This is a genomic window from Duganella sp. FT27W, from assembly GCF_009295655.1.
Taxonomy (GTDB): domain Bacteria; phylum Pseudomonadota; class Gammaproteobacteria; order Burkholderiales; family Burkholderiaceae_D; genus Rugamonas; species Rugamonas zoogloeoides.
Window position 1 is genome coordinate 277,492 of record NZ_WHIV01000002.1, and the last position, 20,744, is coordinate 298,235.

17 protein-coding genes are annotated in these 20,744 nt (G+C 63.7%); 6 read left to right on the plus strand and 11 right to left on the minus strand.

Features of this window, described 5'->3' with window-relative positions; translation table 11 throughout:
- Nucleotides 1-151 precede the first annotated feature (151 nt).
- Nucleotides 152-718: an adenylyl-sulfate kinase gene (gene cysC / locus F8197_RS07490; RefSeq protein ID WP_152881380.1), complete on the plus strand. Its 567-nt coding sequence runs from the start codon at nt 152-154 to the stop codon at nt 716-718.
- On the opposite strand, the gene F8197_RS07495 is transcribed toward cysC, so the two are convergent.
- Together F8197_RS07495 and F8197_RS07500 are read right to left on the minus strand one after the other, a co-directional pair.
- Nucleotides 708-1,136, minus strand: a complete 429-nt coding sequence (locus tag F8197_RS07495) for a VOC family protein (protein ID WP_152881381.1) — start codon at nt 1,134-1,136, stop codon at nt 708-710. The two genes, cysC and F8197_RS07495, sit on opposite strands and share 11 nt — an antisense overlap.
- A 51-nt stretch (nt 1,137-1,187) precedes the next feature.
- Nucleotides 1,188-1,667 (minus strand): acyl-CoA thioesterase, encoded by a 480-nt coding sequence (locus F8197_RS07500; RefSeq protein ID WP_056138676.1) that lies wholly within the window; start codon nt 1,665-1,667, stop codon nt 1,188-1,190.
- 118 nt (nt 1,668-1,785) lie between these two features.
- Between F8197_RS07500 and F8197_RS07505 the strand changes: the two genes are divergently transcribed.
- Together F8197_RS07505 and F8197_RS07510 are read left to right on the plus strand one after the other, a co-directional pair.
- Nucleotides 1,786-3,108 carry a pitrilysin family protein gene (locus F8197_RS07505; RefSeq protein WP_152881382.1) on the plus strand — a complete coding sequence of 441 codons (1,323 nt, stop codon included), beginning with the start codon at nt 1,786-1,788 and terminating at the stop codon, nt 3,106-3,108.
- A gap of 4 nt (nt 3,109-3,112) precedes the next feature.
- Nucleotides 3,113-4,519, plus strand: a complete 1,407-nt coding sequence (locus F8197_RS07510) for a pitrilysin family protein (protein ID WP_227012149.1) — start codon at nt 3,113-3,115, stop codon at nt 4,517-4,519.
- Nucleotides 4,520-4,682: 163 nt separating this feature from the next.
- Here F8197_RS07510 and F8197_RS07515 read toward each other — a convergent pair whose 3' ends face one another.
- The 3 genes from F8197_RS07515 to F8197_RS28545 all read right to left on the minus strand — a co-directional run bounded on the left by F8197_RS07515 (nt 4,683) and on the right by F8197_RS28545 (nt 8,812).
- Complete coding sequence (locus F8197_RS07515) at nt 4,683-8,126, minus strand: response regulator (RefSeq protein ID WP_373996812.1); 3,444 nt, start codon at nt 8,124-8,126, stop codon at nt 4,683-4,685.
- An 83-nt stretch (nt 8,127-8,209) separates the two neighbouring features.
- Nucleotides 8,210-8,575 carry a hypothetical protein gene (locus F8197_RS07520; protein WP_019922056.1) on the minus strand — a complete coding sequence of 122 codons (366 nt, stop codon included), beginning with the start codon at nt 8,573-8,575 and terminating at the stop codon, nt 8,210-8,212.
- A 99-nt stretch (nt 8,576-8,674) separates the two neighbouring features.
- Nucleotides 8,675-8,812, minus strand: a complete 138-nt coding sequence (locus tag F8197_RS28545; protein ID WP_019922055.1) for a hypothetical protein — start codon at nt 8,810-8,812, stop codon at nt 8,675-8,677.
- 207 nt (nt 8,813-9,019) lie between these two features.
- Here F8197_RS28545 and F8197_RS07525 point away from each other — a divergent pair, with 207 nt between their 5' ends.
- Nucleotides 9,020-9,202, plus strand: coding sequence for a hypothetical protein (locus F8197_RS07525; protein WP_152881383.1), 183 nt, complete (start codon nt 9,020-9,022; stop codon nt 9,200-9,202).
- On the opposite strand, the gene F8197_RS28550 is transcribed toward F8197_RS07525, so the two are convergent.
- Nucleotides 9,199-9,366, minus strand: a complete 168-nt coding sequence (locus F8197_RS28550; protein ID WP_193333413.1) for a hypothetical protein — start codon at nt 9,364-9,366, stop codon at nt 9,199-9,201. The genes F8197_RS07525 and F8197_RS28550 overlap by 4 nt on opposite strands.
- 119 nt (nt 9,367-9,485) lie before the next feature.
- Here F8197_RS28550 and F8197_RS07530 point away from each other — a divergent pair, with 119 nt between their 5' ends.
- On the plus strand, nt 9,486-10,094 hold the full coding sequence (locus tag F8197_RS07530) for a UPF0149 family protein (protein WP_227012150.1): 609 nt from the start codon (nt 9,486-9,488) through the stop codon (nt 10,092-10,094).
- 6 nt (nt 10,095-10,100) lie between these two features.
- Here the strand turns inward: F8197_RS07530 and F8197_RS07535 are convergent, their stop codons facing one another.
- The 4 genes from F8197_RS07535 to F8197_RS07550 all read right to left on the minus strand — a co-directional run bounded on the left by F8197_RS07535 (nt 10,101) and on the right by F8197_RS07550 (nt 15,559).
- A complete protein-coding gene (locus tag F8197_RS07535; RefSeq protein WP_152881384.1) occupies nt 10,101-11,108 on the minus strand; it encodes a 2-hydroxyacid dehydrogenase in 1,008 nt (335 codons plus the stop codon).
- Between the two features lie 88 nt (nt 11,109-11,196).
- The gene (locus F8197_RS29270; RefSeq protein ID WP_152881385.1) at nt 11,197-12,804 is read right to left on the minus strand and encodes a methyl-accepting chemotaxis protein; all 1,608 of its coding nucleotides are present in this window, start codon (nt 12,802-12,804) and stop codon (nt 11,197-11,199) included.
- 125 nt (nt 12,805-12,929) lie between these two features.
- A complete protein-coding gene (locus tag F8197_RS29275) occupies nt 12,930-14,477 on the minus strand; it encodes a methyl-accepting chemotaxis protein (protein ID WP_373996813.1) in 1,548 nt (515 codons plus the stop codon).
- A 164-nt stretch (nt 14,478-14,641) separates the two neighbouring features.
- A complete protein-coding gene (locus tag F8197_RS07550) occupies nt 14,642-15,559 on the minus strand; it encodes a LysR family transcriptional regulator (protein WP_373996814.1) in 918 nt (305 codons plus the stop codon).
- Between the two features lie 102 nt (nt 15,560-15,661).
- On the opposite strand from F8197_RS07550, the gene F8197_RS07555 reads away from it, so the two are divergent.
- Entirely contained in the window at nt 15,662-16,864 is a 1,203-nt protein-coding gene (locus tag F8197_RS07555; protein ID WP_152881388.1) for an MFS transporter, read from the plus strand.
- Between the two features lie 12 nt (nt 16,865-16,876).
- Here F8197_RS07555 and F8197_RS07560 read toward each other — a convergent pair whose 3' ends face one another.
- On the minus strand, nt 16,877-20,737 hold the full coding sequence (locus tag F8197_RS07560) for an NAD(P)-binding protein (protein ID WP_152881389.1): 3,861 nt from the start codon (nt 20,735-20,737) through the stop codon (nt 16,877-16,879).
- Between the last annotated feature and the right edge of the window lie 7 nt (nt 20,738-20,744).

Sequence of the window (20,744 nt, forward strand, 5' to 3'; positions counted from 1 at the left end):
AGGGCGCGCTCGCTGCCGCCGGTGTGCTTCTGCACACGCGGCGGCATTTACTTTCAGCCACCGTAGTTGGGCCGCTATAATTACGGCTGACAATATTTATGGCCGAGTCCTGGCTTCGATCCATGCGCACTATCCTGCCAGCGGCCTTGCGATGAACGACCACCGGGCGACAACAACAAGGCCAGCCCGCCAGCGCGGCTTCACGGTCTGGCTCACGGGCCTCAGTGGCGCCGGCAAATCGACGGTGGCGTTTGCGCTCGAAGCGCAACTGGCCGCAGCCGGCCACCATGTCACTGTGCTCGACGGCGACGTGTTGCGCCGTCGCCTGAACCGCGACCTCGGCTTTTCACCCACCGACCGCCAGGAAAACATCCGCCGTGCAGCGGAAGTGGCGCGCCTGATGAACGACGCCGGCCTGATCGTGCTCTGCGCCTTCATCTCGCCGCAACGGGCCGACCGCGCGCTGGCGCGCGACATCATCGGCGACCAGCTGTTCATCGAAACCTGGATCAGCACGCCAGGCGCAGTGTGCGAGCAACGCGATCCCAAGGGTTTATATCAAAAGGCGCGGGCCGGCCTGATCGCGGAATTTACCGGCGTCTCGGCGCCGTACGAAGCACCGCTGCAACCGGCGCTTGCGCTCGACACTTCCACCATCACGCTCGATCAGTCATGCCGGCTGGTACTGGAGCACCTGGCGCCACGCCTTAAAAAGTGATCTCGACCGATGGCGCGCTGCGCCTGGCGTCGCCGTGGAACACGGCCTCGATATTGTTGCCGTCGGGGTCGAGCACGAATGCCGCGTAGTAGCCGGGGTGATACGGCCGCTCGCCGGGCGGGCCGTTGTCGGTGCCGCCGTGCTCGAGCGCGGCCTGGTAAAACGCCTCGACGGCGGCCTGGTCCCTGGCTTGAAACGCCAGGTGGTGGCGCCCGGTAAGGACGCCAAGCGCGGCCTCGCTGTCGGAGGTGGAGACGAACAGTTCGTCGACCCAGAAATAGCTGTCGCCCTCGCCGCCGATCGGCACGTCGAGCACCTTGAAGACCGCCTCGTAAAATTGTCTCGACGCAGCCAGGTCGCGTACCACCAGCTGGATGTGATCGATCAACCTGCCACGATGTAGTTGCTGAGTTTCCATATCGGCCTCCTGAAGAACGATAAAGGGAACCCAGTTTACTACCATTTGAGCTTATTTTTTGCGTTCGCCGTGCACCATCTGGCGCGCGTGCTTGCGGCGCAGCGCCTGTTCCCAGCGCTGTTTTTGTTCGTCGGTTTCCAGCACCAGCTTGGGTACCGGCAGCGGCTTGCGGTGTTCGTCCACGGCCACCATGGTGAAGTAACAGCTGTTGGCGTGGCGCACCAGCCGCTTCTGGATGTTCTCGGTCACCACGCGGATGCCCACTTCCATCGACGTGTTACCGGTGTAATTGATCGACGCCAGGAACGTCACCAGCTCGCCCACGTGGATCGGCTGCAAAAACATCACCTGGTCCACCGACAAGGTCACCGTGTAGCTGCCGCAGTAGCGGCTGGCGCAGGCATAGGCCACGCTGTCGAGGTATTTCAAAATGGTGCCGCCGTGGACGTTGCCGGAGAAATTGGCCATATCGGGCGTCATCAGCACGGTCATGCTCAACTCGTGAGCGACCCAGGCCATCGGTTTTTCCATCTGCTGCTCCCTGGTTTTTAGTTCCTGTCATGCTATCTGCTAAGCTTGCCATCCGCAAATAATTAACGACAATATTGCCGGATATCGTATGCTTTATGCTTCAATACAAGGAGCGCATATGAAATGGAAAGTCCTGGCCGCCAGCATACTGCTCGGCATGGCCGCCACCGCGCAGGCCAAGGAAGCGAACCTGGCCGACGAGGTGCAGACCTTCACGCTGGCCAACGGCATGAAGTTCATCGTGCTGGAATCGCACACCATCCCCAACGCCAATATGTACACGTTCTGGAAAGTCGGTTCGCGCAACGAGGCGCCCGGCACCACGGGCCTGTCGCACTTCTTTGAACACATGATGTTCAACGGCTCGAAAAACTTCGGCCCGAAAATGTTCGACCGCACCATGGAAGCCAAGGGCGGCTCCAACAACGCCTATACCAGCAACGACCTGACCGTGTACCAGGACTGGTTCCCGGCCAGCTCGCTGGAGACCATCTTCACGCTCGAGAGCGACCGCATCGCCCACCTGAACATCGATCCGAAAATGGTCGCCAGCGAACGCGGCGTAGTGCTGTCCGAGCGCAGCACCGGCCTGGAAAACTCGAATATCCGCGCCCTGCACCAGGCCGTCAATGGCGTGGCCTTCTCGGCCCACCCGTATTCCTGGCCCGTGATCGGCCACGAGTCCGACATCAAGGCCTGGACCCAGCAAGACCTCGAACACTACTTCAAAACGTACTACGCACCGAATAACGCGGTGGCGGTGATCGTCGGCGACGTCAAGGCCGATGAAGTGAAGAAGCTGGCCACGCGCTACTTCGGCAAGATTCCGAAAGGCGCACCGCCGCCGGCCGTGCGCACGGTGGAGCCGCCGCAAACCGGCGAGCGCCGCATTTTCGTGACCAAGGAATCGGCGACGTCGCCCAACCTCGCGGTCGCCTTCAAGATCCCGGCGGCCAACAGCCCCGACTACTACGCGCTGGAAGTGCTGCAAAGCATACTGGCCGACGGCAAGACCTCGCGCCTGTACAAGGCGCTGGTCGAGCAGCAACTGGCCACGCAAGTGTCGGCCAATGCCGCCGAGGGTTTCGATCCCGGCCTGCTGTACGTGTTTGCCGTGGCGGCCGCCAAGGTCGATCCGGGTACGCTGGAAAAAGCAGTGCTGGCCGAGCTCGATAAAGTGGTCAAGGATGGCGTCACCGCCGAGGAACTCGACAAGGTGCGCAACCAGAAGCTGGTCAACCTGTACCGCGAGCAGGAAACCATCAACGGCAAGGCCCAGCAACTGGGCAATTACGAGATGTTCTTCGGCGACTACAAGAAAATGTTCGACGCCCCCGCCGCGTACGCCAAGCTTACGCCCGCCGACATCCAGGCCGTGGCCGCCAAATACCTGAAAAAGTCGCAGCGCACCATCGGCGTGCTTGCTGCGAAGGAGGACTGATTACATGACATACACCAAGATAGCTGTTTTGGCAGCAGGCACCGTGCTGGCCGCCGCCACACTGCCGGCCACCGCCGCTGAATTCCGCCTGCCCGCGTTCGAGACAGTCAAGCTGCCCAACGGTCTGACCGTGTACTTGATGGAACGCCACGAAGTGCCGCTGATCTCGGTGCGCGCCGTGGTCAAGGCTGGCGCCGTCAACGACGCCGCCCAGCCGGGCCTGTCCAACCTTACCGGCGACGCCCTGCTGCTGGGCACCACGTCCCGCAACAAGAAGGCCATCGACGAGGCGTTCGACTTCCGCGGTGCACGCCTGGCCGGCGGCGCCGGCGCCGAAGCCAGCACGGTGCAAGCCAACTTCGCCCGCAAGGATGCCGCCGCCCTGCTGCCGCTGTTTGCCGAAATCGTCCAGCAGCCGTCGTTCGACGAGGCCGAACTGGCCAAGCTGCGCGACCGCAAGGTCATCGGCCTGAAGCAAGCCAAGGAAGCGCCGCGCAACGTGGTGAACACGTATTACCGCGCCATGCTGTTCGGCAGCGCGCCGTATGGCATTCCCGCCAGCGGCACCGTGGGCAGCGTCAGCGCGCTCAAGCAGGCCGACGTGCAGCGCTACTACGGCCAGTTCTACCGTCCGGACAACGCCGCCATCGTGGTGGTGGGCGACTTCCAGAAGGACGAGATGCGCCGCCAGATCGAATCGCTGTTCGGCGCCTGGAAAGCCACCGGCCCGGCGCCACAGCAGCAGGACAACGGCAAAGTGCAGGCCGACAAGTCGCGCGTGTGGCTGGTGAACAAGCCCGACGCCATCGAGACCACGTTCCTGATCGGCGGCGCCGGCATCGCCCGCAACGACGCCGACTACGTGCCGCTGCAAGTGCTCAACACCATCCTGGGCGGACGCTTCACGTCGTGGCTCAACGACGAGCTGCGCGTGAACTCCGGCCTGACCTACGGCGCCAACAGCCAGTTCAGCGTGCTGTCGCAAACCGGCACCTTTGCCATCTCGAGTTTCACGGCCTCGGCCAAGACCGGCGATGCGCTGGCCCTGGCGCACAAGACCTACCAGCGCCTGTGGGACAAGGGCATCGACAAGGCCACGCTCGATTCGGCCAAGGCCTACGTGAAAGGCCAGTTCCCGCCGCGCTATGAAACCGGCGAGCAACTGGCCGGGCTACTCGGCGATATGTACGCGTCCAACGTCGGTCGCGAGCAGATCGACAACTTTACGCGCGACGTCGACAGCCTCACGCCCGAGCGCGCCAAGGCACTGGTGAACCAGCACTTCCCGCGCAACAACCTGCAAACGGTGTTGATCGGCAAGGCTGACGATATCCGCGACGTCGCCAAAAAATATGGCGACGTGACGGAGCTCGACATCGGCACCGACGGCTTCCAGCCAGCCGCCAAATAGGGAGCGGATCATGCCGGCTTTGCGTATCGAGGTCGATGATGTGGTGGTGGCGACAGTCAGCACGGCCGGCATGACCATGATCGATGTGCGGCCCGCTAACTAGTACTGGGGCATGCAGCAGTATGCTGCCCTCCCGGTACTGCAAGCGCTAGTGCTTTAGCAGTCAAACCGCAGGTGGCGCAGCAAGCGTCGCAACCAGCGCGGCAATCTCGTCGCCCAATCCTGTGGTTTCCTCCACTACCGGCCTCAGTACCTCCCAGGCGTCCGGCGCGTTCTTCAACGCGATTTCCGCCGTGCGCGCCAGCGCTTGCAGGCGTTCGGCGCCGATGGTGCCGGCCAGTCCCTTCAGGGTATGCAGCGGCAGCAGTGCGGCCTGCACATCATGGATCAGGCGGGCGCTATCGATTTGCGCGAGCAGCCGCGCGGCTTCCTCGACGAAACCGTGCAAGGCCATCAGGTAGATCGACTTCAGGCCGCCCATGCGCTTGAGCGCGGCTTCGCTGTTGATGCCGGGGGCGGGCAAGCTGCGCTCATGCCCCAGGGACACAGCGGCGATCTCGGACGTCGATGCCGGCGTCAATACGGGAATCACTGCGTCCACCGGCGATACCGACAATACCGGTGCACGACCCACATGGCGCAAGATCACATCGATCAACTGCGCCAGATCGAACGGCTTGCCCACATGGTCGGCCATGCCGGCGTTGAGCGCGGCGGTGCGGTCGGCGGCCATGGCGTTGGCGGTCATGGCCACGATCGGCGGTGCTGCCGGGCCCAGCTGGCGCAGGATCGCTTGCGTGGTTTCGTAGCCGTCCATTTCCGGCATCTGGATATCCATCAGGATCAGGTCCGGCAACGGCGCCTGGCCGGAGAGCGCCTGCAGCGCCAGCAGGCCGGAACTGGCCACCTGCACGCGGGCGCCGTCATTGCTCAACAGCTCGCTGGCCACTTGCTGGTTGGCCGGATTGTCGTCCACCAGCAGCAGCCGCAATCCCGCCAGGCGGGCGCCGGCCGGCATCGGCACGGCCGGGCGGTTCACGCGGTGCTCGAGGCGGGCGTCGGCCACGGCGTCGAACAGCATCGACGCCGTCACCGGCTTGACGACAAAGCCGTCGAGCACCGGCGACAGGTCCTGCTGACGTTGGGCCAGCATTTCGCGGTCGTAGGCGGTGACCATCACGATCAGCGGCAACTTGCCGCTGGCACCCAGCTGGCGGATGCGGCAACTGGTTTCCCAACCGTCGAGCTCGGGCATGCGCCAGTCGATGAACACCACGTCGTAGGCACTGCCAGCTTCGATCCTGGCCGAGATCATCGCCAGCGCCTGCTCACCGCCGGCCGCCAGGTCCACCCGCCAGCCGAACGAGGTGGCCATTTCGCCCAGCACCGCGCGCGCGGTGGGATTGTCGTCCACCACCAGGCACGACAGGTCGGCCAGCGCATGGAACGGCACCGGCGCCAGCGCCGCGCCGTCGCCGATTTCGAACTCGAGCGTGAAGTCGAAAGCGCTGCCCTTGCCCACCGTGCTCTGCACGCCCAGCTGGCCGCCCATCAGCGCCACCAGGCGCTGGCTGATGGCCAGGCCCAGGCCGGTGCCGCCGTAACGGCGCGCGGTCGATGCCTCGGCTTGTGAGAAGCCGTCGAAAATGCGCTGGCGCTGTTCGTCCGAGATACCGATGCCGGTATCGCTGATGGCAAAGCACACGGCCAGCCGCGTGCCGCTGCGCGCTGCCAGCCGCGCCGACACCACCACTTCGCCGCGCTCGGTAAATTTGATGGCGTTGCCGGCCAGGTTGAGCAGGATCTGTTGCAGGCGCAGGTCGTCCCCCACCGCTGCCGCCGGCAGCGCCGGGTCGATGCGGAACAGCACCTCCACCTGCTTGGCGCCGACGTTGGCCGACAGGATCACCGCCAGGTCGCGCCACAATTTATCGAAGCGGAACGGGTGTGGGTCGAGCGCCAGCTTGCCGGCCTCCACCTTGGAAAAATCGAGGATGTCGTTGAGCAGACCCAGCAATGCACGTGCGGCCGAGCCGGCCTTGGCCACGTAGTCCTGCTGGCGCTCGTTCATGCCGGTTTGCTGCAGCAACTGCAGCATGCCGAGCACGGCGTTCATCGGCGAGCGGATTTCGTGACTCATATTGGCCACGAACTCGGTCTTGGCGCGGCCGGCCTTGAGCGCCTCCTCCTTCGCCAGCAACAGCGCCTCGTGGGCCGCGCGCGATTCGGTGCGATCGGTGCTGCTGCCCACCCAGCTCAGCACGTTGCCGTGGGCATCCTGCTGGGCCAGCGCATGGTGGTCGAACACGCGCCACACGCCGTCGTGGCGGCGCAGGCGGGCATCGCAACGAAACTCGCGTCCGTCCTGCCTGGCGCGCTGCCATTCGGCAGCGAGCGGGGCCATGTCGTCGGGATGGATCACGCGCGACCAGTTACCGTCGCCCATCATTTCCTGTGCTGCAATGCCGCTGAACTCTTGCCAGTGGTGGCTCAGAAAATCGAGGCGCAGGTCGGCACGCGCGGTCCACACCATTTGCGGCAAGCCTTCGGTCAGCGAGCGCCAGCGTGATTCGGAAGCGGTCAACCGCGCCAGCGACTGTTGCAGCGCGTCTTCGGCCTCCACCAGTTGCTGCACCGATTGCCACTGCTTGCGCAAGCCGACCCGCAAGCTCTGCAGCAGCGCAGCGGCCAGCAGCAACATCAGCGCCATGAAGATGCCGACGTTGCGAATTTCCTTGTGATACCACGGCGCCAAAAAATCCTTGCTGGCAAGGCCGACGACCACGTACACCGGGTAGCTACCCACCTGCTCCATGCTCAAGGTGCGTTCGAGCTGGTCACGCGGGCTGATCACGGTAAACGTACCGCGCCGGCTCTTGCCGTCGAGGATGTCCTGGGTGAGCGGGTTGACCTTGATAACGCTGCCGATCTCCATACCCTCTACCTGCGGATACCGGTGCAGCACGCGCTTGCGCGCATCGAGCAGCACGATCGACCCGTGGGCGCCAATCTTGAGCGCGGCAAACGATTCATCCAGCGTACTGCTGTTGATCGTGACATAGGCCGTGCCGCCGAAGCTGCCATCGGGCAAAGTAAGCGGCGCCGCGACCGGCAACACCCACTTGCCGGTAATACGCGACTGCACCGGCAAGCCAAAGGTCAGCTTGCGCTCCAGGCGGGCGCGCTGGAAGAATTCGCGGATGCTGAGGTCTTGCGGATGGGCGGGATCGACCTCGTCGCCAAAAATCACCCGGCCGCTGGCGTCGGACCCGCGCACCGCCTGCGCCTGCGGCACGCGCTCCTTCAGGCTGCTCAGATAGGTGCTGAACGCCTGGTCGGTGTAGGTGCCGGTCGCGTGCATGGCGCCAAACTCGGCGTTGGCGCGCCGCAGCGCCAGGTCTACTTCCAGGAAATGCGCCTGTAAAAAGCCTTCGAGCGTGATGGCCAGATTGCGCGCGGTTTCATCGGCCGTGGCGTAGTAGCGCAGGCGGCTCTGGTTGAGCACATGGGTCAGGCCTATGACGAGAATCAACACCACCACCGCGACGGCGACCACCAGCACGCCGAACAGCTTCCTGAATTTTTGCAGGGTATCGATTCTTTTCACGGGCGGCGCAGTGGTGTGGTGGCAATGCTAGGATACAACAAAAAAAAACGCTCCAGCGGAGCGTTTTTGGTGATACCTGGTCGTTACAGACCCTGTTGTTCGATATCGGCCAGCGATTCGCGGCCCTTGTCGGAAATCTCGAAGCCGCCTTCGGCGCGCGGCACGATATGGGATTTTTTGCCGAGGAACAGGGCCACGTCGGCACCGATCGGGCTTGCGCCATCGTCGGCAATGGCGCGCAGCGCCAGGATGCAGCGGCGCAGGAACAGGGTCTGCTCGCCCTTGTCGGTCAGGGAAATACGGCCGTTGCGGGCAACGCTGAACAATTTCAGGCCAGCTAAGCGCTTGGTATTGCGGCCCACGCAGGCGCTGTAGCGCTCGGTCTTGACGCCGGCCTTGATCTCATCGAGCGCGTTGTATTCGTCTTGCGTTAATTTGTCGTTCTTCATTGCCATTTTTTCCATAAGAGACTGCTGCGGCCCTCATGGTACGCGCACCACGGCACGACGGCAAGGCGCGTAGCCCTGCATCGTCCGCAGGCAAGGCAATTACAACGCGCGGATCAGCAGCCAGACCGCGCCGATGCTGGCAAACGCCGCTACGCACAGCAGTGCTTGTACGCGCTTGGTGCCCAGGGCAACGCTACGACGGCCGAGGTAGATTTTATTGTGCAGTGAATTGCCCATGATGCTCTCCGTTGTGAAAAACGATGATCTGACTAAATTATAGAAACACTTCGATGACAGCAGTGTGACGCACCGAAGAAATATGAAAATATGTAACTCAAGAGCAACAACTGTCACACTTTCTATCATGTTTGCACCACCGCCAGCGCGTGCGCCGGACCGGGGATGAACATGCTAGGCTGTGACGACACACCAACGGGAGACCATATGAATCAAGCAGCCAAACCGGGCACCAGCGACCACGATCCGGCGCGCGATGCAGACCACCTGACCGAGGAAGCCGATATCGGCAGCGGCGAACCTTCGCCAGGCAAGCAGGAGACTGACGAAGCGATCAAAAGCATTCCGCCGTTACCGAAGGACGGTAACGCGGCGCCATCCAAACCTTAAACCTTCATTGGCGGCTGCTTGGGGGTAGGCTCTTCGATCGGAGGCTCCTCCGGCAGCGGCGTGTTGTCGGGCGGTGGATCTTTTTCCGGCGGTGGTGGCGGCACGTCCGGGTCAGGAGTAATGTGCGCGTGCAGCTCGGCTGGGGTATTTGACATGGCAGGCATGGTGCTCTCCTCATTGAATACCGCCATTCTCGGCCATGCGGTCCAATTACTTAGTGCGCCACCGCACCCAAGCCTTACCAATTGCTTGCAATACCAGCCGTCGTGTTGCAACGGGTACAATGTCGCCTCGATTAGCCCACCACCAGATTGCCGCCATGCTCAACACTCCGCTCAACGATGACGAATACGACCAACTCGACGACCTGCTGGCCGCAATTTCGCCGCAGGCGCTGGACGTCGCCGGACTTGAGGGTTTGTTGACGGCGCTGGTGATCGGCCCCGGCGAGGTCGCCCGCGCAGCGTGGTTGCCCGTGGTCTGGGGCGATGCCGCGCCGGCCGACACCAAAGCGGTCGAGGCAGCTACCGTGCTGGTGTTGCGCCATGAACAGTACATGCGCACCTGGATGCAAAAAGATTCGGCCAGTTTCGAGCCGATCTATGAATGCGGCGGCGCCTGGACGCCCGAAGCCTGGACCGCCGGCTTTGAAGCCGGCATGCAACTCGACGCCGCTAGCTGGGATGCCTTGCGCGCCGCCGAGCCCACCTGGTTGGCGCCATTCGCGCGCGCCGGCGAGGATTGGGAGGCGGCAGTGACGCCCTCCGTGATCCGTATCCACGCCCACTTCCACCCGGCCGCCCCCGCCAAGACCGCCAAGGTGGGCCGTAACGATCCCTGCCCTTGCGGCAGCGGCAAGAAGTACAAGAAGTGCTGCGGCGAAGGCAAGTAAGCCGGGTTAATTCACCGGCACGCGGTTGACCAATTCTTCGCCGCGCTCGAAAGCGGTGATGCTCTCGATGGTGGTGCGCATGATCTGGCCGATCGCTTCCACCGTGAAGAAAGCCTGGTGGCCGGTAACGATGACGTTGGGGAACGACACCAGGCGCTGGATCACGTCGTCGCAGATGATGGTTGACGATAAATCCTGGAAGAACAGGTTCGCTTCCTGTTCATAGACGTCGATCGCCAGCCCACCCAACTGGCCCGTTTTAAGGGCCTGGATGGCGGCGTCGGTGTCGATCAGGCCACCCCGGCTGGTATTGACCAGCACGCTGCCGCGCTTGGCCCGCGCCAGCGATTCGGCGTTGACGATGTGACGCGTGTCGTCGGTGAGCGGACAATGCAGCGACACCACGTCGCTGCAGGCGAGCAATTCATCGACTCCCACGTAGCGCCCGCCCAGCGCCTCGAATGCCGGTGACGGGTAACGATCATGGCCCACCACCGTGCAGCCGAAGCCGGCCATGATGCGGGCGAAAATGGTGCCGATCTTGCCGGTGCCGATCACGCCCACGGTCTTGCCGTGCAAGTCAAAACCCATCAGGCCGTCGAGGTCGAAATTGCCGTCGCGCGTGCGCGCGCTGGCGCGGGCGATCTTGCGGTTAACCGCCAGCAGCAGGCCCACCGCGAACTCGGCCACCGAATGCGGCGAGTAGTCGGTTACCCGCACCACTGCAATGCCCAGCCGCGCCGCCGCTTCGGTGTCGATCTGGTTGTAGCCGGTGGAGCGCGTGGCCACCAACTTCGTGCCTTGCGCGGCCAGCAGCGCCAGCACTTCGGCATCGACGGTATCGTTGACGAACACGCACACGGCGCCGCAACCTTCGGCCAGCGCCGCCGTGTGGGCGGTGAGGCGGTCTTCCAGGAAGCGCAGCGTGTGGCCGCCCTGCTCATTCGCTTCCTTGTTGGCCTGCCCCAGCAGTGCCTTGTCGTAGCGCCGCGCGCTATATACCGCAACTTTCATGGTCTCTCCCTGGTCGATTGTGCTGCATGGCGACCATGTTAGCCCCTGCTTGCAATAAAGTCATCACCAACGACCGGGGCATCGTCCACTAGCGCGGCAATGCACGGCGCGCGGTCCGGGAAGTGCCGGCGACTACCGTTGCTGCTCCGGCGCGCAGCTTGAACGCGCTGACCACCTGCGCCAGCTGTTGCGACTGGTTCTGCATGGCGGCAGCGGCCGCGGCCGACTGCTCGACCAGCGCGGCGTTCTGCTGGGTCACATCGTCCATCTCGGTGACGGCCTGGTTGATCTGCTCGATGCCGGCATGCTGCTCGACGCTGGCGGCGCTAATCTCGGAGACGATGTCGGTCACCCGGCGCACGCTATCGACCAGCTCGGTGATGGTATCGCCGGCCTGGTTGACCAGCGCGCTGCCGCTGGCCACCGTGCTCGACGAGGCGTCGATCAGGTCCTTGATTTCCTTGGCGGCGGCCGCCGATCGCTGCGCCAGGTTGCGCACCTCGGTGGCGACCACCGCGAAGCCACGGCCCTGCTCGCCGGCGCGGGCTGCTTCCACGGCCGCGTTCAGCGCCAGGATGTTGGTCTGGAAAGCGATCCCGTCGATCACGCCGATGATGTCGCCGATCTTGTTCGACGACTGGTTGATCTGCTCCATGGTGGCCACCACCCGGGTAATGACCTCGCCGCCGCGATGGGCGATCACCGACGCCGATTCGGCCAGCTTGTAGGCCTGGCGCGCATTGTCGGCATTCTGCTTGACGGTGGAAGTGAGCTCCTCCATCGACGATGCGGTTTCTTCCAGCGAGCTGGCCTGCTGTTCCGTGCGGGCCGAAAGATCCATGCTGCCGGCCGCCACTTCGCTGGCCGACATGGCGATACTGTCGGTACCGCTGCGCACCGTGCTCACGGTATCGGCCAGGCCGTCGTTCATGCGCTTGAGCGCTTCGAGCAACTGGCCCATTTCGTCGCGCGACTCGACCACGATGTCGCTGGTCAGGTCACCGGCAGCCACGGTATTGGCCACCAGCAGCGCGCGCGCCACCGGCTTCGTAATCGAGGCAGTAATGATGTAGCCGAGCAGCGCCGCCAGCACGATGGCTGCCCCGGTGAGCACCAGCATTAGGTTGCGGGCGTTGGTATAAGTCTGGCCGGCATCGACGCCGGCCTGGGCGGCGTTGGCGTTCTGCGACTTGATTTTCTCAGCAACCAGGTCCTTGAGCTGGCCCAGCGCCGGACGCAACTTGTCCGACAGGTAGGCGCGGCTTTCCTCCGGCGTACCTTGCAGAATCAGCTTGATCAGGTCGAGCTGGCCCTGCGTGTAGCGAACATTGGCGGCGGCGATGCGGTTCAGTTGCTCCGCGTCCTGCGGCAGCAGCGACAGGCGTTCGAGCGCCGCGATGTCCTTGAGCGCGTCCGCACGGTTGGTCTCGATAATCTTGAGCTGGTTGGCGCGGTCAGTCTCGTTATCGGTCAGCATCATGTTACGCAGCGAAATCGCGATATTGTTGACCTTGTTGATCAGGTCGTTCGAGTGCTCGAGCTGCGGCATATTGTTTTCAACAATATTGCTGGTGCCATGATTCAGACGGCCCAGCATGATGATGCTGATGATGGCAATCGCCAGCAAAAGTGCACCGATGGCGGCAAGTGCGACCGTGAGGCGTACGCCGATATGAAGGTTCTTAAAAAATTGCATGGAAATCCTGGCAGAGGCGGAAGGTGGCGAACATGCTAGCCCGTCTGCAACAATTTTTCCACAAGGAAATTACAGTTCTGTTACATTTACGCACCATGCCCGTGCAATGCGCACCTGTTTGGACACTACCGTATCAGTTTGAACACGCTGACCACGCCGGCCAGGTGCGCGGATTGTTCCTGCATGGCGGCAGCAGCGGCGGCCGACTGCTCGACCAGCGCGGCGTTCTGCTGGGTGACGTTATCCATGTCGATCATGGCCTGGTTCACCTGCTCGATGCCCGCTTGCTGCTCCACGCTGGCCGACGAGATTTCGGCCACGATATCGGTCACGCGCTGCACGCTCCCCACCAGTTCGCTGATGGTGGCGCCCGCGTCATGCACCAGCACGCTGCCGCTGGCAACGGTGCGGCTGGAGTCGTCGATCAGGGACTTGATTTCCCTGGCGGCCGCCGCCGAGCGCTGCGCCAGGTTGCGTACTTCCGATGCCACGACTGCGAAGCCCCTGCCTTGTTCGCCGGCGCGCGCTGCTTCCACCGCAGCGTTCAGCGCCAGGATATTGGTCTGGAACGCAATGCCGTCGATGACGCCGATGATGTCGCCGATCTTGCCCGACGATTGATCGATCTGCTCCATGGTACTGACCACGCGGCCGATTACCTCGCCGCCGCGCCGGGCAATCACGGAGGCCGACTCGGCCAGCTTGTGGGCCTGGCGCGCGTTGTCGGCGTTTTGCCTGACAGTGGCCGTGAGTTCTTCCATCGACGACGCGGTCTCCTCCAGCGAACCGGCTTGCTGTTCGGTCCGGGACGACAAGTCGAGACTGCCTGCGGCCACTTCCGCAGCAGCGGTGGCGATGGTCTCGGTGCCGCTGCGCACCGTGCTCACGGTGTCGGCCAGGCGCTCGTTCATGGTCTTGAGCGCTTGCAGCAACTGACCGATTTCGTCGCGCGACTCGATCTCGATCACGCTGGTCAGGTCGCCCGCTGCCACCGTGTTGGCAACCGCGAGCGCGCGCGCCACCGGCTTCGTGATCGACACGGTCAATACGAACGCCAGCACCGCGCCCAGCGCCACGGCCGCCGCCGACAAGCCTGTCATCAGGGTCCGCGTGGAATCATAGGTATCGTGGGCGTCCTGCCCCGCCTGCCTGGCGGCTGTATTCTGCGCCTTGAGCTTGGCGTTGACCAGATCCTTGAGTTCGCCAAGCACCGGGCGCAGCTGGTCGGACAGGTACGCCCGGCTTTGCTCGGGTGTGCCCTCCTCGACCAGCTTGATCAGGGCGATCTGACCGTCGATGTAGCGGCCGTTGGCGGCCTCGATGCTGGCGACGCCGGCGCGGTCCTGCGGCAACGACACACCCGCCAGTGTGGCGATCACCTTGCGCGAACCTTCGCGGTTGGCCTCGATCACTTGCCGCTGGGTGGCGCGGTCGCTGTCCTTGTCGGTCAACATCATGTTGCGCAAGGCGATGGCGATATTGTTGACGTTATCGATCAGGTCGTTCGACATTTCCAGCTGGGCGATATTGACTTCGACCAGGTCGGTGGTGTTCTGGTTGATCTTGCCCAGCATGTGAACGCTGGTGGCTGAAATCAGCAGCAGCAGTGCGCCAATCAGCGCGAGCGACAAGCTGAGTCGCTTGCCGATATTCAGATTCTTGAAAAATTGCACGGTAGTCCCCGATAACGATGTGGACGCCATGCTAGCCGCGCTACGATTAATTTTCCACAGAGAAATACTATTGTGTTGCAAGTAATTTTTATTTTGGTTCGGCAGCGTACTGAGGACGTTATTTATGCTAAACATGAAACTGCGTTCATGCTAGATACCGAAGATCAGGCGCCGATATGCAAGGTTGCCACCAGGTGCGCAATCAGTGCTTGCACCTTGGGCGCATGCGAACGGCTGCACTGCCAGACGATGTGCAGCGGCAAACCCTGCGTGGTCAGCTGCGGCAGGATCGCCACCAGCCGTCCTTCGGCAATCTGGCGCGCCACCAGCCAGGTCGCCAGTTGCGCCACGCCGAGGCCGGCCTCTACCGCACTGACCAGGGCTTCGGCGTTACCCAGTACGGCGCGCCCGGTCATGGGCTGTCGCACCACCGGCCCCGATTCTGCGCGGAGCAGCCACGGCGATGCGCTGCCGTCCGCTCGGCCGTACAACACCGCTGCATGCTCGAGCAATTCCACACGGGATGACGGTGCGCCATGGATGTCCAGGTACGCAGGCGCCGCGCAAAAAATCAGTTCCTCGTGTCCCAGCGTGCGATGGTCGAGCGCGGCCGGCCAGACGTCATTGTCGGCGCCGCCGATGCGCACAGCTACATCCACACCGTCCTCCACCAGGTCCACGAAACGGTCGGTGAAGGAAACGTGCGGCATCACTTGCGGGTGCATGCCTGCAAATTGCAGTAACGCCGGCCAGGCGCGCAAGCGGCCGAAGGTCGCTGGCAAGTCCACCCGCAAGCGCCCGGACGGCACCGCATCGTCGGACGTCAGCGCGCGCTCGGCCGCTTCCAGGTCTTCCAGCACCTGCACGCACACCTGCCGGTAGGCGTGGCCGGCGTCGGTCAGGCGCAGGCGGCGCGTGCTGCGCTCGAACAGCCGGTTGCCCAGCCGTTCTTCCAGGCGGGCAATCGCCTTGCCCACCGCCGAGTTGGTGAGATTGAGGCGCTGGGCGGCAGCGGTAAAACTGCCAACTTCGGCAACGGCAACAAAGATGGCAATGCCTTTTAAACGTTCGGTCGGATGCACTGGAATTATTTTCTTAAATTGAGTGGAATTCTTATCCAACAGTGGAATATTTTTCTTTTATATCATATGTCCCTGTTTAACCTGACAATTCACAAGAAAAACATGGCTACCTCATCTTCGAGAGCCTCGATTGCCATCCTGGCGATTGCCGCCTTCATCATCGTCACCACCGAATTCCTGATCGTCGGCCTGCTGCCGGCACTGGCGCGCGACCTGGCAATATCCGTTACCTCGGCCGGCCAGCTGGTGACGCTGTTTGCCGTGGTCGTGATGGTGGCGGGACCTTTCCTGACCGCCGCGCTGGCCCACTTCGACCGCAAGAAGCTGTTCATTGCCATCCTGGCGCTGTTTGCCGCCGCCAATGCGCTGGCCGCCGTGGCGCCGAATATCTGGGTACTGGCGATAGCCCGCCTGTTGCCCGCACTGGCGCTGCCCGTGTTCTGGGGCACGGCCAGCGATACCGCTGCGCAAATTGCCGGCCCGGGCAACAGCGGCCGTGCCGTCTCGACCGTGTACCTGGGGATTTCGGCGGCGATGCTGTTCGGCATTCCGCTTGGCACCCTGGCGGCAGACGCCATCGGCTGGCGCGGTGCGTTCGCGTTGCTGGCCGCGCTGTCGGCCGTGATTGCAGTATTGATGACCATCAGCATGCCCACCGTGCAGGCCACCGAAGCGGTGCCGCTGCGCACCCAGGCGGCCGTGCTCAAGCGCCCTTATTTCCTGGCCAACTTGGCGCTGTCGGTGCTGGTGTTTACTGCCATGTTTACCGGCTACACATACCTGGCCGAACTGCTGGAAAAATCGGCCGGCATTGCGCCGTCGCTGGTGGGCTGGTGGCTGATGGGCTTTGGTGCGGTCGGTTTGTTCGGCAACTGGCTCGGCGGCCTGTGGGTGGACAGCAAGCCGCTGGCCACCACGGCGCTGTTTTGCGTAGTCCTGGCGCTCGGTATGGCAGCCACCACGGCGCTGGCCGGCTTCGGCAGCAATAGCGTGTGGTTTGCGCTGGCGCTCGGCGTGTGGGGCATTGCCAACACGGCGCTGTATCCGATCTGCCAGATCCGCGTGATGAAGGCCGCGACCGGCGCCCAGGCGCTGGCGGGCACCATCAATGTGTCGGCGGCCAATGGTGGTATCGCGCTGGGGGCGGCGCTCGGTGGCCTGGCCATCTCGACCTGGGGCGTGCATGCGGTGGGGTATGCGGCAGCGGCGCTGGCCGTGGTGGCGGTGATCGTGGCGGCAGTAGTGTCGGCAGCGATTGCGCCAACGGCAGTCCAGCACGCGCCGGCCGCGAAGCCGGCGCGCTAATTCACCCTACTCTCAGGATTCCGCTACCTGCACCGCGTCGCTGGCGCCAGTGCTGGCGGCGCGTACCTTTTCGGCTGCGGTCCGGCCGGCCAGGAACGCGTGGTCGGAATTGTAGTATTCCCACTCGCTGTATCGTCCGGCCAGCACGATGTCGTGCTGCGCCATCCAGTCGCGCACCACGGCCACATTGTGGGCGCGTTCGTGGTCGTACACCACGTAGGCGTACGGCATATCGACCTGGTTGGCCACCAGCACCCGGTCGTCCTCCGTCATCATGCCCACCGCGATGCAGTCGTCGATGCAGCGCTGGATCAGAGCGTCGCCGTCGAGCGGCAGCGGCTTCCAGGGCGAATACGAAATCTCGCAGGTGAAGCCGAAGCCGCCGGGGGCGTTGCACTCGGGGCTGGCGTTACCCTGCACGAAGATACGGTGGAAGATGCTGTCTTCCGGGTAGTAGATCCAGTGCTTGTCGGTGACGTTTTCGCGGGCAATGCCGATATTGACGCAGCGAATCGAGATATGGCACAGCCCGCGCGCAGCAAGCCGCACTTCCTCGGGTGCTTCGGCGCCGATCAGCTTGACGAGTTCCGGCAGCGGCATGGTGCTGACCAGGTTGTCGTAGTGGAAGCGGCGGCCGTCTGCCAGCGCCACCGCGTGCTCTTTCGGCAGCACCTGCACCACGTCGGCATTGAGTTCGATCCGGCCCTTGATATGCGGCAGGAAGCCCGACACCAGCGCCTGGAAACCGCCTTTTTTCGGATAGCCGAAGCGGGCGTTCGGGCCCATCGGCCGCGCCACCGGTTGCAGTGCGCCGTCGATGATCTGGCCCAAGTCCGGCAGCGGCACCCGGCCACCGAGCCACGAGGTTTCCATTTCCGACAGTGGCACGGTCCACAGCTTCTTGTTGTAGGGAATGGCAAAGTGCTTGGCGATGCCGCTGCCCCACACTTTATAGATGAACTCCTCGAAGCTCTGGGTGCGTTCCTGGCGCACCGCGCCGCTGCCGTTCGCCACGTCGGCGGTGCCATCGGCGCAGCAGTCTTCCACCGTGTCCGGTTCGCACGCAGGTGCGGCGGCGTTACCGTAGCGGGCGTCGATCGCGCCCACGATGCACTCCTTGATCACGTCCGGCGGCAAGCCGTACAAGGCGCCCTGGAACGGGTAGCGGGTAAATACCTGCTTGCTGTACACCCATGCCTCGCGCATCTGCCAATGCTGGTTGTCGCCGAGCAGGATGTCGTAGAGCTTGAGCACGTACGGGTCGTTGGAGAACATGATGTGGCCGGCGTAGTCGAACGTGAAGCCCGCATCTTCGATCGAGCGGCACCAGCCGCCCACCGTGGCGTTACGTTCGAGCAGCACCGTGTTGGCGTCGCTATGGTAAGCCGCCGACAGGCCGGTAGGACCGCCGCCGATGATCAGGCAACCGATGGCCGGAGCGCCCGCGCGCAGCGGGTTGATCTTGCCCGCTTCGCCGTAGTTGGGCACCTGGCCAGCAGCAAGCGCGGCAGTCTGCTCGACGGCCAGCGCTGCGACATTGCCCGGCAGGCGCGCCGAGGTGTTGGCAGGCATGCCTTCGATCAAGGTGCGCATCTGGTCGGCGGTGCCGTCCCACGAGGTGCGGGCGGCCACTTCGCGCATCTGGCCGGCCATCTCCAGGCGCCGCGCAGTCGTGAGTTGCAATGCCGCTTCGCAGTGGGCGATGAATTCGGCATGGTCGTGGCCGATCGCGACGATGTCGCCGTACGGCACTTCCACGTCGGTAATTGCCGTGCTGACGATCGGCAATTCGGCCGCCATGTATTCGAGCACCTTGGTCGGGCTGATGAATTTGGTCGATTCATTGAGCGCGAACGGCAGCAGGCACACGTCCCAGCCCGCCAGAAATTGCGGCAGCGCCTGGTAAGCCTGCTGGCCCAGGTAGTGGATGTTGGGCCGCTGCGGCAGCGCCGACGGCTCGATCTTGACCACCGGTCCCACCAGCACCATGTGCCACTCGGGATGGGCATCGGCCATGGCGGCGATCAGCGCGGTGTCGAAGCGCTCGTCGATGACGCCATAAAAACCCAGGCGCGGACGCGGAATGTCGGCGTGCAGCGGGTGGGCGTTGCTGCGGTCCAGCGCCTGTTCGAAATGTACGGTATCGACGCTGCTGGGGAAGCAATGCACGTTGGTATGGCGTGGACGCTTCGCTTCATACAGGCTGGGGCCGCCGGTAAACACCAGGTCGGCAATATTGAGCAAGGCGCTTTCGCGTTGCAGCAACTGCCTGGGCGGGTTCTTGAACGCGGACAGCTCGTCCATGCAGTCGTACACGACCAGCGACGGGTGCATGGTGGCCAGCAGCGGCAAGGCCATTGGCGTATAGAACCATACCACCGGGTCTTCGCCGTCCGGCACCAGGTTGTTCAGCAGTGCTTGCAGCACCGGGATCTGGTCGTCATGGAAACCGGGAGCGTGCACCGGCGTGTGGGGCTGGCACACGGTGACGTTGGGCGCCGGGTGGTAGGTGCGCAAGTGCGGTTCGGCCTCGTCGAACACCGGCTCTTCGACGAACAGTACTTTGTAGTGTTGGGCCAGGCGGGTCAGCAAGTGTTGCGGACGCTGATAAACGAAATCCCAGCGCAGGTGACAAAAAACGATTACGGTATGCATGACTCTCTCCCTGAGTTGCCCTTGCGGGTGATGGCCTGTTTCAAACTCTGCAAACAGGCGTGTGATCAGGCGCTGCCCCTGTTGCAGGGCAATGCCATATGGCGCCACCAGCTGCCGCGCCAGCGGGTCCGGACCGGCGCGGTCCAGATCCCACAGGCCGCTGCGGTGCCAGTGGTGTTCGTGCTCCCAGTCGTTGCGATCGACGATCGGGTAAAGACAGATGCCCTGCATGACCACGCCATGTTGCAGGGCCAGTGCGGTTTGACTGGCCATCTCGGCAATCCAGGCGCCCCTGCCGCTGCCGACGTGGCTGGTCTCGGCCAGCAGCACCGGGCGGTGGTAGCGCCGGTGCACGTCCAGCAGGCACTGATGCAGCGGCTTGCGGCGGATGTCGCCCAGGTGCCACCACAGGCGCGCATTGGTGCCGCTTTCCCACTGGTTGGTGTCGTAGTAATTGGCGCCGATAATGTCGAGGTAGCGCGGCGCGCCGCCCAGTTCCGGCTCGCGCTTGCCGCACAACATGTCCCAGGCGTCGTACTGGGCGGCGCTGGCGCCGTCCGCCTCAGGCTGCCATTCGGGACGGCCGGTGGGGGCAATCACGTGGATCAGGGGGTCGCAATGGAGGATGCGCGCGCCGGGCGTCACTTCCCAGATGGCGTCGCAGCCGGCCAGGGTGGCGCGCACCAGCTGGCGCTTGCCTTCGGTGGCGGCGCGCGGGTCGAACATGTTTTTGCACCGGAACATGTGGACCGACAGGCCCCAGCTGGTAAACGAAATCTCGTTGATCGGCGAGTACACCGGGGCCGCGCCTGTGAATGGCGCCAGGTACATGGCGGCGGCACGGCAAAAGCGCGCGAAGCGGGTGACGAATTCGGGCGCGTACACGTCGATCTCGGGCGGCCAGCCGTAGTGGCAGAAGGTCCAGCAAATCTGCATGCCCAGCTCGCGCGCGGCCAGCAGGCGCGCGTCGAGACTGGAGAAATCGAATACGCCGTCGCGCTCGGTCAGGCGCCAGCCGATCGATTCGCGCACGGTGGTGATGCCGAACTGCTGTAGTAGAAGATAGTCGGCGCGGGCGCGCTCGCGGTGGCCGTTGGCCGTGTTCATGTCGAGCGGGCGCTCGCCGTGGTTGACGTGGTCGGCCCCTTCGTAGCCGCCCTGCCAGAACGAATCGAAGGGCGTGGCGCGCGGCGGCCGGGCGGTTGGCGGTGTGGACATGGCGCGT

Bases quoted from the DNA above. Each gene is read 5' to 3' on its own strand.
- cysC (WP_152881380.1), top strand. From the start codon at position 152: ATGAACGACCACCGGGCGACAACAACAAGGCCAGCCCGCCAGCGCGGC.
- F8197_RS07495 (WP_152881381.1), bottom strand. From the start codon at position 1,136: ATGGAAACTCAGCAACTACATCGTGGCAGGTTGATCGATCACATCCAG.
- F8197_RS07500 (WP_056138676.1), bottom strand. From the start codon at position 1,667: ATGGAAAAACCGATGGCCTGGGTCGCTCACGAGTTGAGCATGACCGTG.
- F8197_RS07505 (WP_152881382.1), top strand. From the start codon at position 1,786: ATGAAATGGAAAGTCCTGGCCGCCAGCATACTGCTCGGCATGGCCGCC.
- F8197_RS07510 (WP_227012149.1), top strand. From the start codon at position 3,113: ATGACATACACCAAGATAGCTGTTTTGGCAGCAGGCACCGTGCTGGCC.
- F8197_RS07520 (WP_019922056.1), bottom strand. From the start codon at position 8,575: ATGAAGAACGACAAATTAACGCAAGACGAATACAACGCGCTCGATGAG.
- F8197_RS28545 (WP_019922055.1), bottom strand. From the start codon at position 8,812: ATGGGCAATTCACTGCACAATAAAATCTACCTCGGCCGTCGTAGCGTT.
- F8197_RS07525 (WP_152881383.1), top strand. From the start codon at position 9,020: ATGAATCAAGCAGCCAAACCGGGCACCAGCGACCACGATCCGGCGCGC.
- F8197_RS28550 (WP_193333413.1), bottom strand. From the start codon at position 9,366: ATGCCTGCCATGTCAAATACCCCAGCCGAGCTGCACGCGCACATTACT.
- F8197_RS07530 (WP_227012150.1), top strand. From the start codon at position 9,486: ATGTCGCCTCGATTAGCCCACCACCAGATTGCCGCCATGCTCAACACT.
- F8197_RS07535 (WP_152881384.1), bottom strand. From the start codon at position 11,108: ATGAAAGTTGCGGTATATAGCGCGCGGCGCTACGACAAGGCACTGCTG.
- F8197_RS29270 (WP_152881385.1), bottom strand. From the start codon at position 12,804: ATGCAATTTTTTAAGAACCTTCATATCGGCGTACGCCTCACGGTCGCA.
- F8197_RS07555 (WP_152881388.1), top strand. From the start codon at position 15,662: ATGGCTACCTCATCTTCGAGAGCCTCGATTGCCATCCTGGCGATTGCC.
- F8197_RS07560 (WP_152881389.1), bottom strand. From the start codon at position 20,737: ATGTCCACACCGCCAACCGCCCGGCCGCCGCGCGCCACGCCCTTCGAT.